Here is a 15,224-nt window from a genome sequence, read left to right as displayed (position 1 = left end):
AAAAACAAGCATTTAGATGAGAGAAGCAATTCATAAGATTACATTTATGAGGATCCCGTTAATGACATGATTATTATTTTATATGCTTTGTTTCAAAGGTCTTTCTGCAGAAGGCAATAAAACTTTTGGCCTCTTTAGTGAGGTAGTCGTCTTTTCTCCAGATTACCGCCACGTTCATGCGGAGATCTTCTTCAACCGGGATAGGGATGATACCGTCCTCTTTGTTGATGATCTGAGGCATGATGAATCCGCTTGCTATATCATCTTTGATAAAGCTTTTTATGGTGGTTAGCTGATTTGAATGAAACAGAATATTGGGATTCAGATTCAGTGACCTGAAACGGCTGTCTATAAGCTGTTTCAGGTAGTAACCACCGGAAAACAAAATCATGGGATAATTGGCTGCCTCCTTTAAGGAGACAGTCTTTTTTGTGCAGAGAGGATGGTTTGGTCCTACGCAGTAGTTGAGATCAAAGCTCGTGAGCTTTATGTAGTCAAGTCTTGAAGCTACAGTAGCGCCCATAGTTATAACGGCAAAGTCAAGCTTCTCATTCATAACCTCTTCCTGAGCGAGCTGAGAACCTATCTCAACGGGATTAATCTGTATTTCAGGATGTTTGCTTCTGAACGAATTAAAAATCTCCGGAAATAAGATAGAGCCGATCATAGGTGGGATTCCTACATTGATTGTTTTGTGTTTGAGACCTATTTCTGCAAATTCCTGAACAAGTGCATCTGTCATAGCAAGTATCTCATCACAACGAAGAAGAAAACGTTCTCCATCCGGCGTTGGTGAAACCGCTCGCGCGCTTCTGTGGAGCAATGCCACTCCCAGTTCATCTTCAAGAGCTTTAATAGCTGTTGTGACGGATGGCTGCGATATATGCAGCTCATCGGCTGCTTTACTTATATTGCCTATATGGCATGATGCTGAAAAATAACGCATTTGTGAAAGTTTCATTAAGTAAACACTCCTAATGAATGTATCAATCGATAGGCAATAACTATCGATTGATACAAAACAGATATTTTATTTATATTAAACCTTCTGATATTGTAATGACAAGAGGAAAAACGTTTTTCATAACACTTTTTCAATTCAGGAGGTTGTAACATTTTTTATGAACAGCATTGCTCTCGTGTCCCTGATTGTACTGATAGCGGTTATCATGATCGGATTTTTCCGTAAGGTAAATGTCGGTCTTGTGGCAATTCTTGCCGTTACAGTATTTGCAACATTCATCGGGCAGTCGGATTCAACTACTATCAAAGGTTTCAGTGCCAGCCTGTTCATCATGCTTTTGGGAGTTTCATTTCTTTGCTCCATTGGTATATCAAACGGATCATTGGAACTTATCAGTAAAAAATTTCTTAGACTCTCTGGCGGACACGCCATCGTCGCACCATTTCTTATTTATCTCATCGGTTTTGGAATAGCTGCCATAGGCCCCGGATGCGTTCCGGCACTTGGAATAGCAGCAGCCCTTTCATTACCTCTTGGAAAGTCCACAGGCTATGACCCGATAATGCTTGCTTTAATCGGCGAGATTGGTTCTTTTGCCGGGCGTTTCTCCCCCATCACACCGGAATCGGTTCTTATCAGAAGTCTTGCGGAGCCACAGAATATCAATGGCTATCAGACATCACTTCTTATCTATGCAGTTCTCACTACAGTATTCATTTCCATAGTAGTATTTTTTGTTTTCAAAGGACATAAGGTAGAGACCAAAAAGATGGAGGCTGAAACATTGGAGAAATTCTCCTTCGGACAGGCCTGTACACTTATAGGATTTTTGATGGTTATAGTTTCGTGTGCACTTTTCAAAAGAAATGTGGGACTTATCTCTTTCGCAGTTGGAGTATTTCTCATCATTATCAAAGCAGCGGATGAAAAAAAGGTGTTCAAAACCATCTCATGGTCAACACTTCTTATGGTTACGGGTTTCGGAATGCTCATGGAAACAGTTATCGCCGTTGAGGGAGTAAATCTTCTTTCACAGGGACTTGCATCTATTATGAGTCCGAGAACAGCGGTTGCCATTCAGGGACTTACAGCAGGTATCATGTCATGGTTCAGTTCAGCCATAGGAGTAGTATGGCCTACCCTTGTTCCGACAGTGGGTGATATAGCCGGTAAGGTAGGTGTTCCTGCCAGCGGACTTATCAGCATAATGTGTCTGACCGCAGCATTTGCGGGACTCAGTCCTGCATCAACAGGCGGTGGGCTTATCATGGCAGCCAATGCCACAGACCCTGAATTCACTAAGGAAAAAGAAAACAAGCTTTTTATCAAGCTTTTCGGAGTGTCGGCGCTGGCTCTTGGAATCATCGTGACAGCAGCTCTTTTGGGGCTCTACAGCGTCCTTTGATATCAAACGAAGTACAGACTAAAAAAGAAAATACCACTAAATATGTGAATAAAAAGAAATAATAAACTGCAATTAAATTATGAGTAGCTCATTGGATACGAATGTGTGCGTTGGCGTTAATCAGTGGGTGGCAAATACTTTTGACACTCACGTCATTAAATGAATTAAGTATTGTGAGGAAATAACAATGGAAAAAGGACTTTTGGATGGAATAGTAGTACTGGATCTGACACGTGTTTTAGCAGGTCCTTATGCAGGAATGATAATGGCGGATATGGGTGCCACAGTTATAAAGGTTGAGAATCCAAACGGCGGTGATGATACACGTAAGATGGGACCTTTCATAAATGATAACAGTGTTTACTACACAAATTTCAATAGAAGCAAAGTTGGCTGCACTCTGAATCTTAAGGATCCTGAAGGTAAGGAAATTTTCAAGGGTCTTGTAAAAAAGGCGGATGTGGTTATAGAGAATTACCGCCCGGGAACCATGGAGAAGCTTGGACTTGGTTATGAGGAACTTAAGAAGATAAATCCTCAGATCATATATGGATCCGTTTCCGGTTTCGGACATACAGGCCCACTCAGCAAGCGTGCAGGTTATGACATTGTCGGACAGGCAATGGGTGGACTTATGAGTACAACAGGCTGGCCTGATGACCCTGCCACAAGAGTAGGTACACCTATGGGTGATGTTCTTGGCGGTCTTAACATGGTTATCGGTGTTTTGGCCTCACTTGTAAATCGTGAGAAAACCGGTCTCGGTGAAAAGGTTGATGTTGCTCTTGTAGACTCTGTTGTTTCTGCTATGGAAAACATCACCATGATTTATCAGTCAACAGGACGTATACCTCAGCGTATCGGAAATCGTTATGAGTCGATTTATCCTTACGACTCATTCCCTGCAAAGGATGGTGATGTAATCATCGCAGCAGGAAATAATAAGCTGTTTGCAATTCTCTGTGATGTCATGGGTACACCTGAACTGACAAAGGACGAGCGATTCCTTGAGGCTAAGGATCGCGTTGCAAACCACGCAGAACTAAGAAAGATCGTATCGGCATGGAGTAGCGCTCACACCATTCAGGAGGTTGATGAGATTCTTAACGGAGCAGGTTGCCCTGCAAGTGCCGTAAATACTATTGATCGTATGGTCAAGGATCCCCAGATTGCGGGAGCTCGAGAAATGTTTCCTGAGATCGATCAGCCGGGTATCGGAAAGCTTCATGTAACCGCGACTGCCCAGAAGCTCACACGCACAAAGTCATGTCCGCGTAAAGCTGCACCTCTTCTTGGAGAAGATAATGCTTCTATCTATGGTGAGTACCTTGGATTTGATCAGACTAAGCTTTCAGAGCTTAAGGCTAAGGGTGTCATCTGAATCAGCGTTTAAAAATAAATAAATCATTGAGAGAAGCATTGTTTCATGTACAGGATGTTGGATTCGACAAAATTCTGAAGGTTTATGTAAATGTCTGACAGTGACTGAAATAGAGGTTCGACACCAGTACATGGATTGATGCTGGTAGAAAGGATTTTTTATGTCAAAGAAAATTGAAGTTTACGAAGTCGGTCCCAGAGACGGATTTCAGAGTATAAAATGTTCCATGATCCCGACGGAAGAGAAGATTGCAATCATTGACAGTATTATTGAATCAGGTGTTAATCATATTGAGTTTACTTCATTTGTAAGTCCGAAGGCTATCCCTCAGCTTGCCGATGCAGCTGATGTTACAAAGGCGGTTTTGGAAAAACACCCCGAGGCAGACCTTTTCGCACTTGTTCCAAATTTAAGAGGAGCAACAAATGCTTATGAACTTGGACTCAGAAAGGTATGCTATGTAGTTTCTTTTAGCGTTAGTCATAATAAGGCCAACATTAACCGTACACATGAGCAGTCCATCGAAGCATTTAAGGAGATAAGAAACACTTACCCTGATCTTGATATCATCGTGGATCTGGCAACTGCATTCGGATGTCCTTTTGAAGGAAAGTTTGAGGATCCTGCAAGGCTTGTTACCTTTATGAAGGATTATGTTGATGCAGGAATGAAGGCATGCTGTCTTTGCGACACCATAGGCATAGCAGATCCTGTTCAGGTGAAAAATGTTATTCGCGCAATAAAGGAGGCTTATCCTGAACTTGAGCTTTCTGTACATTTCCATGATACGAGAGGATTAGGCATCGTAAATACTATGGCTGCGATTGAAGAAGGGGTGACGGAAGTACAGTCAACTCTTGGCGGTATCGGCGGATGCCCGTTTGCACCTGGAGCATCAGGAAATATGGCAACAGAAGATGTTGTATGGATGCTTAATGAGATGGGTTATGAGACCGGAATTGATTTTTCAAAGATAGTTACAGCTGCAAAGCATGAAAAGGAAGTAGTTCCGGGTAATTACAGCGGTCACAATATCAACATAGAAAATGTAACTGTCTGCAAAGCCGGTTGATAGAAAATCAGTATTTCAAACGTATTTGGTGGATTATATACTTGATGAATATGTATTTTCTGAGCACAATTACTCCATTCTATATAAATATAATTTTCAAAAACCGGAGCGCCTTATAGGGTTGCTCCGGTTTTTGAATGGGATTATTCGTTCGTTAAAATTTTTTAATGAACAAATTCGTCCAGGAAGTGATAGAATGAAACGTATGTGATTTTATGATGAAGAATAAAGCATTAGTCTTTTTAATTAGCTGCATCATAACTACCTTAAGATTGGAGAATTATATTACCAATGATATCTACATTAAGAAGAGCCTGGGCTGAGATAAATCTCGATAACCTGGCATTCAATTACAATAAAATAAGAGAATATATAGGAAAAGACGTAAAGTTTCTCGGAGTGGTAAAGGCTGATGCTTACGGCCATGGGTCTGTTCAGGTTGGACAGAAACTTCAGGAACTCGGGGCGGACTATCTGGCAGTGAGCAGTATTGATGAAGCCATGGAACTTAGATTCAATGGCATTACCATGCCGATACTGATACTTGGACATACACCCAGAGAACAGGTTGACCGTCTTATCTGTTTTAACATTACTCAGGCTGTTACCTGCGAGGCAAAGGCCATCGAGTACAGCGAGGAAGCGGTAAAGTATGGCGGAACATTGAAGATACATATTAAAGTTGATTCCGGTATGTCCAGACTCGGATATATCTGTGAGAATGATTATTTCCAGCACGGAGTTGATGGAATTGCGTACGCCTGCACACTTCCGGGACTTGAGCCTGAGGGCATATTTACCCACTTTGCGGTTTCGGACGAACCCGGTGAAGAGTGCGTTGATTATACGAAGCATCAGTTCAAACTTTTTACCGATGTGGTGGATGCGGTTGAAAAGAAACTTGACATGAAGTTTAAGCTGAGACATTGTGCCAATACCGGAGCTACAGTTGACTATCCGGAAACTTATCTTGATATGGTTCGACCGGGACTCCTGCTTTACGGATATGGAGAGTTTGCCAAGCGCCTTGGTCTTAAACCGATGATGTCTATGAAGACCACAGTCAGCACCATAAAGATTTATCCCGAAGGAACAAAGATAAGTTACGGCGGACTTTACACTACAGAACGTGATACTAGAATCGGAGTTATACCTTATGGATATGCAGACGGTTTCTGGAGATCCTTGTCCAACAGGTACAGCGTATGGACAGATGCAGGACTAGCACCGGTTCGCGGAAGAATCTGTATGGATATGTGCATGATTGATCTTACAGATAAAAAGGATGTGGTTGTCGGAAGTGAGATCGAGATCTTCGGTGACCATAATCCTATAGAAAAGATGGCTGAGATGGCAGACACCATTCCTTATGAACTGGTATGCGCCGTGAGCAAGAGAGTACACAGAGTGTATATTTCCGATGGCGAGATAGTATACAGAGAAGTGATGCTGAGAATGTGATGGCATAGTGCTGATCCAGGTCCGTTTAAAATCGGATTTTGATGATGTTTCGGGCGCATTATGTTTTGAGTGCCCCCCGGGATATAGGATTTACAGTATATCCTTATCCTGTGTTTTGACAGATGACAGAGGATGACAGATATCCGGATAGGAAAAATTATGAGTAGAATAAATGACAAGCGCAATGTTTCCATGATGATGGATCTTTATGAGTTGACCATGGCTAACGGCTATTTCCTTGAAGAAGATACCGATACAAAGGTTGCTTTTGATGTGTTCTTCAGAAGAAATCCTGATCAGGGAGGTTTTTCTGTTTTTGCAGGTCTTGAGCAGGTTCTTCAGTATCTTGAGGATATGCATTTCGACAAGGAAGACATCGATTATCTGAGAGGCCTCAATCATTTTGATGAGAAGTTTCTTCAGTGGCTTTCTGATTTTCATTTCAGTGGAGAAGTGTATGCATTTCCTGAGGGAAGTGTCATTTATCCAAATGAGCCTATAGTCACAGTTGTGGCAAATATCGTAGAGGCACAGCTTGTGGAGACAGAGCTTCTCACACAGATAAATCATCAGAGTCTTATTGCAACAAAGGCCCGCAGAGTGGTTCGTGCAGCAAACGGAAGAGCGGTGTCTGACTTTGGCGCACGCCGCGCCCACAACAATGATGCTGCTATTTATGGAGCAAGAGCTGCCGTTATCGGCGGTGTTAACAGTACGGCAACAGTTTCGGCAGGACAGTATTTCGATATTCCTGTAGGTGGAACGATGGCTCACAGCTGGGTAATGTATTATAAGGATGAACTTACGGCTTTCCGTAAGTTTGCGAAGATATATCCTGATAATTGTATCCTTCTTGTTGATACATATGACGTACTTAGTTCCGGTATTCCGAATGCCATCAAGGTATTCCGTGAGATGAAGGAAAACGGCATCAATTCAAAGAGCTTTGGTATCCGTATCGACAGCGGTGACCTTGCATATCTGACAAAGGAAACACGAAAGATGCTGGATGAGGCAGGATTCCCTGAAGCAAAGATCATTATCTCTAACTGTCTCGACGAGAACACCATAACATCTATTCTTGCCCAGGGTGGTCAGGTTAATGCTTTCGGCGTAGGTGAGAGACTTATCACTTCGCGTTCCGAGCCTGTTTTTGGTGCGGTCTACAAGCTTTGTGCTGTTGAGGAAAATGGTGAAATGCAGCCTCGTATCAAGGTATCAGAGAGCGTAGATAAGATAACCAATCCTGGAATCAAGGAAGTATATCGTATCTATAATGATGAAGGACGTGCGATTGCGGATCTAATAGCAAAGAAGGGCGAAGAGGTTGATCTGTCACAGCCTTTCAGATTTGTTGACCCTGCAAGACCATGGAAGGTTTATAATTTCGAAAACTGTACTGCAAAGAAGATGCAGAAGCTTGTGATGAAGGATGGAAAGAGAACAGAAAGAGAGTTTTCTGCCAGGGAGATTGCTGCCTATGTCAGAGATCAGCTTTCAAATGAAATCTGGGATGAGGAGCAGAGATTCGAGAATCCTCATTACCATTATATTGATATGACGCCTTCATACTATGAGATGAAGATGGATATTCTGGCTAGAGATGATAAGAATTAAAATCTGGTAATGGTTCAGTCGACCTTGATTTTTTGAAGATCAAGGTCGACGTTTTTGCCAATACATCTACGCTTTTATAAGCTTTTGATTATTGGCAGCCGGAGATGAAAAATATAAAATTTGTTGTTGACATTCTAATGTCATTTCTGTATACTCTTCAATGTTCGCAAGAGAGAAACGAAAGCGAACGACGAAGTGCGCGAGTAGTAGAGTGGTACTACGTCGCCTTGCCAAGGCGAAGATCGCGGGTTCGATCCCCGTCTCGCGCTTCTTAACAGCTCAGAGGTTTTCCTCCGGGCTTTTTTTGCGTTTGGCGTGGATTAACCTCAAGGGTTCGTCTCCGTTTCTGGCGGGGCCGAGTAGGCACCGCTGGTGTCCCCCGTCTCGCACTTCTTGAGAGCCCGGAGGAAAGAACTCAAGGCTTTTTTGTTACAAATTCTTTTCTCCCCAGGCTTTAAGCTCCAGCAGTATAGGAATCATACTCTTGGCTTTATCTGTTAAGGTGTATTCAACTCTTACAGGCATCTCCATGTACTGATGCCTGATGACAAGGCCGTCGCTTTCCATTTCTTTCAATGATTGAGCAAGCATTGTATTGGTTATGCCAAAGATCTTTTTACGCATTTCGTTGTATCTGACAGTTTCCTCGTCATCTATGAGACATAATATGAGAATCTTCCATTTACCACCGATTATATTAAGAACTTTCTTGAGTCCGCACCCATTGCCGGCAATGCTTTCGCATAATGATTCCCGCTTCTTCTCCATATATTTCAATCCTTTCTTTGATGGTGCATTTAATCATATATTTAGCGGTACATTTAATAATAAATATCTGATAAGAAAGACAAGTTTAAAAATCAGAAAAGTACTGCATTTAAAGATCTTCTGAAGCCACTTTACCGAATATAATACTAATCCTGTACAAGATATATATAGTATATCAGGTATGATATATATACTTATATAATAAGCCTGCTGCACAAATCAGACAATTAATTTTATATTTAAATGCATTATTATAAATAGGATTAAAAATGTAAATGCTTACTGTATAGATATAAATACAATATGCAATGTGCAAATATAATATAATTTCGTCGTGGCTGACTGAAAGTTTAGCCATAGTTATTATTGTGAGCGTTGGATTTGTAAAATAATCCGGCATATGTCATCAATTTTGTCCTATAGATAGATGGAATATTGAATGACATTTTCAAACTCAGGGGGAACAATAGAATGAAGAAAACACTTATCAAGTCGGTTTCTGTACTTGCTGCACTTTCTATGGCAGCGTGTGGAAGTACAGAGATACCAACAGCTGCTACGGCTGCCGCAACTGAGGCCGCAATCACAGAAGCTGCAACAACAGCTTCTGAAAACGGTGCGGAGACAGGCACACTTACTGACGGTACTTACACAGCTTCAGCCAAGGGAATGGATGGAGATATTACCGCAGAAGTAGTAGTTAAGGACGGAAAGATCGCAGAGATCAATTTCACAGAGCAGAATGAAACTGCGGGTGTTGGTGACAAGGCACTTCAGCTTATGTCACAGGACATCATCGAACACCAGTCGCTTGCTGTTGACGGTGTATCCGGAGCAACTATTACAAGCGGAGCATTACGTATGCTCATGGCTGATGCTATCGGGCAAGCCGGTGGCGATGCATCCGAGTGGAAGAATCGTGAAATCGTTGTTGAAAAGAATGACGAAATGCTTGATTGCGATGTAGTGGTCGTAGGAGCAGGAATCGCAGGACTTGCAGCGGCTGAAAAGGCAAGCCGTGATGGTGCCAGTGTTATCGTTGTAGAGAAGCTTTCCTTTGGCGGTGGCACTTCGATCTTTTCATCAGGTTCATTTATAGCAGCACAGACAGAAGAGGAAGTTCCTGAACTCGTTGATAAGTGGGTAAAGCGCAACAAGATCACAGAGAGAAATCCTCTTAACATGGACAAGATCAATACAGCCTGTGCTGTTTCACCTGACGTACTTGAGCTTCTTACAGCAGCCAATGTTGACTACAAGCTTAACGACGAAGGTACGATGGTTCCGGCGCCTTCAGAGCAGGCAAAGAAAAATGCTGAAACCATTCAGCTTGCAACTGCTCAGGTTAAGGTTAAGGGCGGTCAGGCTCTCGTAAATCAGCTTGAGGATGATCTTAAGGCAAATGGAGTGGACATTTACTTCAATACAACAGCTACAAAGCTCATCACAGATGATCAGAATAATGTTACGGGCGTTATCTGTGATTCCAGAACAGGAACAAAGACTATCAACGCTAAAGCGGTTATTCTTGCCTGCGGTGATTATGCATGGAATGACGACCTTACAGCGGAACTTGCACCTGACGCCCTTCACAACTATACTTCAACAGCTGTTTCTAATACCGGTGATGGTATCAATATGGCAGTAGAGGTTGGTGCAGTTAAGTCAGCTTTCGGCGAGTCCATGAGCGGCTGTTTTGCACCGGATCCTTATGACATGCCTGTTGTTGGTCAGCCTAACAACTCATATCCTTTTGAGTGTCTCCTTCTTGATAACAAGGGTGAGCGTCCTGTTGCCGAAGATCTTGGTGTTCATTCTCAGATGATCCACTTCATCAATGAAGGTGAACCTGACTATGGCTGGGTTGTTATGGATCAGGAAATTGCTGACAAGTTCTTTAAGCTTGACGAGTACCTTGAGAGAACTTCAGAGGGATCGGTTATTCAGGCTTATAAGGAAGACTCCATCGAGGCTCTTGCCAAGGATATGAATCTTGATCCTGCAACAGTGCAGGCTACCGTTGATGAGTACAACAAGATGTGTGATTCAGGTGAGGATACCGATAACGGCAAGGACGCACAGTACCTTTCATCTATCGATGAAGGTCCTTTCTATGCTGTTAAGGAGTATGACCTTACAAGAGGAAATTATGGCGGTATCGAGACAAATCTTAAGGGTGAAGTGACTGATAAGGATGGAAATGCTATTCCCGGTCTTTATGCAGCTGGAATCATCAGCTCTGCAGGATTCTTCGGAGATTATTATCCCGGCCGTGAGGCACTTGGAGTGGGCGCTTACATGGGATTCATCTCAGGCGAGAGCGCAGCAGCATATGCCGCTCAATAATTACGATCTGATGGTATAGTGCTTTAGGATAGAATGTTTAATGGTAATAACAGATATAAAATAAATATCTATAAAAAGACGGGGTTTTACGCCCCGTCTTTCTTTAGTTTTCATTATGCCGATGCTATAATCGAAAATAATATCTGAAAGTGAGGTTCTGAACCATGGTTATATCAAAGAATATGGAACGTTTGGTAGCAGGAAGCTCTACCATAAGAAAGCTTTTCGAGGAAGGCCTTCAGATGGCGGCAGAAGTGGGGGCTGAAAATGTCTACGATTTTAGTCTCGGTAATCCGGCATCTCCGGTGCCACAGGAAGTCAGAGATGCTATAGAGGACATTCTTGACAGCACTGATGGCAACATTGTCCATGGATACATGAAAAATGCAGGATATGATGATGTCAGAAAGGCAGTTTCCGAGAGCCTTAACAGGAAAAACGGAACAAACTATGATGCGGAAGATATAATCATGACATGCGGTGCTGCCGGTGGAATGAACTGTGTTTTCAGAAGTCTTTTAGGGCTTGATGATGAAGTTATTACATTTGCACCATTTTTTGGAGAGTACAGAAGCTACGTATGTAATTTCGGGGGCAAACTTGTGGTTGTTCCTGCGGATACCGGGACATTTCAGCTGAATCTTCCTGCTCTTCGTCCGCTGATCAATGAGAAGACCAGGTGCATTATTGTCAACAATCCCAACAATCCTTCTGGGGTTGTATACACCGAGGAAACTCTCAGAAAACTAAATGATATTATTGTTGAGGCTGAAAAAGAAATAGGGCATCCTATATATGTGGTGGCTGATGAACCATACCGTGAACTTGTGTATGGTGGTCAGAATGTTCCGTACATTCCTGACATCATCAAGAATTCCATATTCCTTTATTCCTTTAGCAAGACACTTTCGCTTCCGGGAGAGAGAATCGGATATATGGCGGTTTCAAAGAACGTTGATTATTATGAGGAGCTTATATCTGCTCTTGTTGTTGCCAATCGTTGTCTTGGCTATATCAATGCTCCGTCGCTGTTCCAGCTTGTTGTTGCAAGATGCCTTGATATTCCTGCAAACCTTGAGTTCTATGACAGGAATCGTACCCTTTTGTATGATGAACTGACAAAGATGGGCTTTGATATTGTAAGACCGGATGGAGCTTTTTATATGCTTATCAAGTCGCCTACTGAAGATGAAGATGATTTTGTTGCTATGGGAAAGAAGCATCATATCATTCTTGTTCCTGCCAAGTCATTCGGTTGCCCGGGATATGTACGTCTTGCCTACTGCGTATCTCATGACATGATAAAGAGGTCAATTCCTGCTTTCAAAAAGCTTGCTGACGAGTTGTTCCCAGGCAATACCTAATAACCTTTATTAGCCCAACTGATATTGACCTTATAACCTAAATCAGGTTATAGGGTCTTTTTTATGTGATTATGATTATTTTATAGCCTTTCAAGTAATCAAAATCCTGGTAGAAGGGGATGAAAGTGGCAAAAATCCTGTATACTTAATGCAGTATTGTACAAATTCGTATACTTTGGGTGAAAAATGTAGACATTTTGTTTTTTGATGTTATTATAGCGACTATTGTTTTGACTGTGTCAGGTTTTATTAAGGGTCTGACATGCATTGAAAAGGCATCGTTGGTCGCTTCCTGGAAAAAAGATACTTAATTGCGTATCAATTTTTGCCAACATTTGCAAAGCAATATTTCAATTGGATTATGTGTACGATTTTGGAGGTATCGATATGTTCAATATAACTATGGAAAAGCTTTATAAGCGTATAAATGATATGACATCCGGTATGAATGACACAAATTGTAAATACAGAGTATTTCTTGAAGAATCATGGAAGAATATGACTTCATCAGAAACTCCTGATTTTGAGAAGCTTGGAAACGGACATCTTGATGTCATGACCAGTTATCTTGCAGCGAGAGCATAAGACAGACTATTTTAAAGTTTGATTATCATATTTCATGTGTTCAAAGACTCAAAGAGCAATGCAAAAAAGTGTGCAGTATGAATGTGTGATAGTCTCCATATGAGCCCATCGTATACACTTGCGGATTTAAATCAGGAATCCTTTTGGCATCTATGAACTATATAAAGCCACATGACTTCCCGGATTATGAATCGATGACAGCATGGCTTATAGCATAAAAACCTCCGAACCCGAATTCAGGATCGGAGGTTTTTGATTAGTCGAATTTTCTTTCAGGCAGACTCTTTGGCCTGTACTGTATATTACTTACCTGATATACGGTTACAAACGCCTGAGGATCTACAGTATCTATAAATGTCATCAGTTTTTGGAATTCATGCTTATCTACGATGGTGATGATCTCTTCGTGTTCGTCAAGGTGATAAGCTCCGATTGCTTTGTACAGAGTGGCACCGCTGTGAAGATCGTTTAGAATATAGTTTCTGATGTCGTCAATCTTTGGAGAAACAATGCATACACGACGTTTCAGATTATGATCAAATATGAAGTGATCCAGCACGATTCCATTCAGGTAGGTTCCGAGCAGACTGAGTACCACAGTTTTTATATCGTAGGCAAGGTATGAGGACAATGCTATACATATTCCTGCAACTGATAATGCCTTTCCCATTTCTATACGGCAATATTTATTCAAAATCTTGGCCACTATATCAAGACCTCCGGAGGATGCGTTTCTGTTAAAGAGGATTGCAAGACCGATGCTTACAACGAAAGTGTAGCAAATGACATCGAGAAGAGAGTCCCCTGTTAGTGAAACAATATTGGGAAAAAGCTTCTCGAATATTCCCAAATATACAGGCAGCAAAATCGAAGTGTAAACTGTTTTGTATCCGAATTCACTTCCGCATGTAAAGAAACCAATAATGAGAAGTATGACATTTAAAAACATGGTTATCTGAGACATGGTGAATGGGACAAAATTTGCCAATACTATTGATAAACCTGAAATACTGCTTATGGATGTATGGGAAGGTAACAGGAAAAAGAATACAGCAGCTGCGATAATTAACGTAGCAAATGACAGGATAAAAAGTTCTTTTACTATAGAAATTAGTTTCATTGTTCCTCCAAAAGAAAGAGTTTCGATTGTTTGGCTATGCCCGGATTATTTATGGCATTTTTCCGGGTTTAATCGATAAGGTAATTGAATTGTTATCGGATAAACCATCACATATAGATAACTCATAATTATAGCTCGTATATTCTAGCACTAAAATATGATGATGGATATAACTATATTAGGTTGTTCGAAATTATATAACACATAATGTTTATGCATTATAACCATGTTAAGTTGGGACAAAATAATGTAGAATGTCACAGACTAAATATAATAGGTCTGCCAAATGAGACATAGCAATATATGAAGTGTTGTTCAGAAGTTATTGCATTAGTGTTTAACAATATAAGAAAAAGCTAATGGATTTATTGATATACCTTGGTATTTGATATGTGATTTGGCACCTATGAAAAATAAGGAGATTCTGTATGGATAAAGTAGAACAGGCAGTAGTATATAAGCACAGTGGATGCAATTGTTGCCAGGCGGTATTGAAGGTTTTTGAAGATGAACTTGACCTTAGCGGTGATCAGCTTAATGCGATTGGTTCCGGCTTTGGCGCTGGAATGGCTTGCATGGAAGCGACTTGCGGAGCACTTGTGGGAGCAAATATGGTTTTGGGTCTTAAGAACACTACGGGCAAACCAACAGCGCCACAGTCAAGACAGCTTCTTCAGAAGTTTGATGAAATGAGTGGTGCAACGATATGTAAGGAACTGAAGGGAATCGAAACAGGAAAAGTTATCTGTGAGTGTGATGATTGCGTACGTAATGCAGTAAAGATTCTTTTGTCGGAGAAGTGATGAAGATATATAACTGGTATAGCCGTTTTTGATAATGATACCAATGCCATTATAAAGTGCTGTAATATATCAAAACTTAAAAATGTATTGTGAAGTAAAAAACGCTATACCGGTTCATCAGATACTGTAATGTTTCTATAAATGCCCGAAGATGATAGTATTACAAAAATTTACAATAAAAAAGTTCTGAAATATTTTTATGAAATTTCTCAAAAAGTGTTTGACATATGTAATGTGAATTGATATATTAACTGAGCGCTCGAGAGAGCGGTAAACAAATAGCTTTAAACGAAGCGATTAGAACCTTGAAAATCAAAGATCGATTAATACACAGACCC

The 15,224-nt window shown here is 41.2% G+C and carries 12 protein-coding genes and 1 tRNA gene; 10 read left to right on the top strand and 3 right to left on the bottom strand.

Annotation, left to right across the window (positions count from 1 at the left end):
* Positions 1-73: 73 nt before the first annotated feature.
* Positions 74-961, bottom strand: a complete 888-nt coding sequence (locus BM294_RS12205; protein WP_091208727.1) for a LysR family transcriptional regulator — start codon at positions 959-961, stop codon at positions 74-76.
* Between the two features lie 160 nt (positions 962-1,121).
* On the opposite strand from BM294_RS12205, the gene BM294_RS12200 reads away from it, so the two are divergent.
* The 6 genes from BM294_RS12200 to BM294_RS12175 all read left to right on the top strand — a co-directional run bounded on the left by BM294_RS12200 (position 1,122) and on the right by BM294_RS12175 (position 8,169).
* On the top strand, positions 1,122-2,369 hold the full coding sequence (locus tag BM294_RS12200) for an SLC13 family permease (protein ID WP_091208723.1): 1,248 nt from the start codon (positions 1,122-1,124) through the stop codon (positions 2,367-2,369).
* Positions 2,370-2,556: 187 nt separating this feature from the next.
* Positions 2,557-3,750 (top strand): CaiB/BaiF CoA transferase family protein, encoded by a 1,194-nt coding sequence (locus BM294_RS12195; protein WP_091208721.1) that lies wholly within the window; start codon positions 2,557-2,559, stop codon positions 3,748-3,750.
* A gap of 160 nt (positions 3,751-3,910) precedes the next feature.
* Positions 3,911-4,822, top strand: a complete 912-nt coding sequence (locus BM294_RS12190) for a hydroxymethylglutaryl-CoA lyase (protein WP_091208718.1) — start codon at positions 3,911-3,913, stop codon at positions 4,820-4,822.
* Between the two features lie 291 nt (positions 4,823-5,113).
* Positions 5,114-6,283, top strand: coding sequence for an alanine racemase (alr, locus tag BM294_RS12185; protein ID WP_091208716.1), 1,170 nt, complete (start codon positions 5,114-5,116; stop codon positions 6,281-6,283).
* Positions 6,284-6,442: 159 nt separating this feature from the next.
* The gene (locus tag BM294_RS12180; protein ID WP_091208713.1) at positions 6,443-7,900 is read left to right on the top strand and encodes a nicotinate phosphoribosyltransferase; all 1,458 of its coding nucleotides are present in this window, start codon (positions 6,443-6,445) and stop codon (positions 7,898-7,900) included.
* Positions 7,901-8,097: 197 nt separating this feature from the next.
* A tRNA-Gly gene (locus tag BM294_RS12175) sits at positions 8,098-8,169 on the top strand.
* 160 nt (positions 8,170-8,329) lie between these two features.
* Here BM294_RS12175 and BM294_RS12170 read toward each other — a convergent pair.
* On the bottom strand, positions 8,330-8,668 hold the full coding sequence (locus tag BM294_RS12170) for a winged helix-turn-helix transcriptional regulator (RefSeq protein ID WP_091208710.1): 339 nt from the start codon (positions 8,666-8,668) through the stop codon (positions 8,330-8,332).
* Between the two features lie 471 nt (positions 8,669-9,139).
* Here BM294_RS12170 and BM294_RS12165 point away from each other — a divergent pair, with 471 nt between their 5' ends.
* The 3 genes from BM294_RS12165 to BM294_RS12155 all read left to right on the top strand — a co-directional run bounded on the left by BM294_RS12165 (position 9,140) and on the right by BM294_RS12155 (position 12,963).
* Positions 9,140-11,014, top strand: a complete 1,875-nt coding sequence (locus BM294_RS12165; protein WP_091208707.1) for an FAD-dependent oxidoreductase — start codon at positions 9,140-9,142, stop codon at positions 11,012-11,014.
* 164 nt (positions 11,015-11,178) lie between these two features.
* Positions 11,179-12,378 carry a pyridoxal phosphate-dependent aminotransferase gene (locus tag BM294_RS12160; protein WP_091208704.1) on the top strand — a complete coding sequence of 400 codons (1,200 nt, stop codon included), beginning with the start codon at positions 11,179-11,181 and terminating at the stop codon, positions 12,376-12,378.
* Positions 12,379-12,765: 387 nt separating this feature from the next.
* Positions 12,766-12,963 carry a hypothetical protein gene (locus BM294_RS12155; protein ID WP_091208702.1) on the top strand — a complete coding sequence of 66 codons (198 nt, stop codon included), beginning with the start codon at positions 12,766-12,768 and terminating at the stop codon, positions 12,961-12,963.
* A gap of 256 nt (positions 12,964-13,219) precedes the next feature.
* Here BM294_RS12155 and BM294_RS12150 read toward each other — a convergent pair whose 3' ends face one another.
* Complete coding sequence (locus tag BM294_RS12150; protein ID WP_091208699.1) at positions 13,220-14,083, bottom strand: YitT family protein; 864 nt, start codon at positions 14,081-14,083, stop codon at positions 13,220-13,222.
* Between the two features lie 428 nt (positions 14,084-14,511).
* On the opposite strand from BM294_RS12150, the gene BM294_RS12145 reads away from it, so the two are divergent.
* Entirely contained in the window at positions 14,512-14,886 is a 375-nt protein-coding gene (locus BM294_RS12145; protein WP_091208696.1) for a C-GCAxxG-C-C family protein, read from the top strand.
* The last annotated feature ends 338 nt before the right edge of the window (positions 14,887-15,224 follow it).

It is taken from the genome of Oribacterium sp. WCC10, assembly GCF_900113415.1.
In the GTDB taxonomy this organism is placed as follows: Bacteria; Bacillota; Clostridia; order Lachnospirales; family Lachnospiraceae; genus Oribacterium.
This window is presented reverse-complemented; position numbering and strand designations above follow the sequence as displayed.

Bases quoted from the DNA above. Each gene is read 5' to 3' on its own strand.
- BM294_RS12200 (WP_091208723.1), top strand. From the start codon at position 1,122: ATGAACAGCATTGCTCTCGTGTCCCTGATTGTACTGATAGCGGTTATC.
- BM294_RS12165 (WP_091208707.1), top strand. From the start codon at position 9,140: ATGAAGAAAACACTTATCAAGTCGGTTTCTGTACTTGCTGCACTTTCT.
- BM294_RS12190 (WP_091208718.1), top strand. From the start codon at position 3,911: ATGTCAAAGAAAATTGAAGTTTACGAAGTCGGTCCCAGAGACGGATTT.
- BM294_RS12195 (WP_091208721.1), top strand. From the start codon at position 2,557: ATGGAAAAAGGACTTTTGGATGGAATAGTAGTACTGGATCTGACACGT.
- alr (WP_091208716.1), top strand. From the start codon at position 5,114: ATGATATCTACATTAAGAAGAGCCTGGGCTGAGATAAATCTCGATAAC.
- BM294_RS12160 (WP_091208704.1), top strand. From the start codon at position 11,179: ATGGTTATATCAAAGAATATGGAACGTTTGGTAGCAGGAAGCTCTACC.
- BM294_RS12170 (WP_091208710.1), bottom strand. From the start codon at position 8,668: ATGGAGAAGAAGCGGGAATCATTATGCGAAAGCATTGCCGGCAATGGG.
- BM294_RS12205 (WP_091208727.1), bottom strand. From the start codon at position 961: ATGAAACTTTCACAAATGCGTTATTTTTCAGCATCATGCCATATAGGC.
- BM294_RS12145 (WP_091208696.1), top strand. From the start codon at position 14,512: ATGGATAAAGTAGAACAGGCAGTAGTATATAAGCACAGTGGATGCAAT.
- BM294_RS12150 (WP_091208699.1), bottom strand. From the start codon at position 14,083: ATGAAACTAATTTCTATAGTAAAAGAACTTTTTATCCTGTCATTTGCT.
- BM294_RS12155 (WP_091208702.1), top strand. From the start codon at position 12,766: ATGTTCAATATAACTATGGAAAAGCTTTATAAGCGTATAAATGATATG.
- BM294_RS12180 (WP_091208713.1), top strand. From the start codon at position 6,443: ATGAGTAGAATAAATGACAAGCGCAATGTTTCCATGATGATGGATCTT.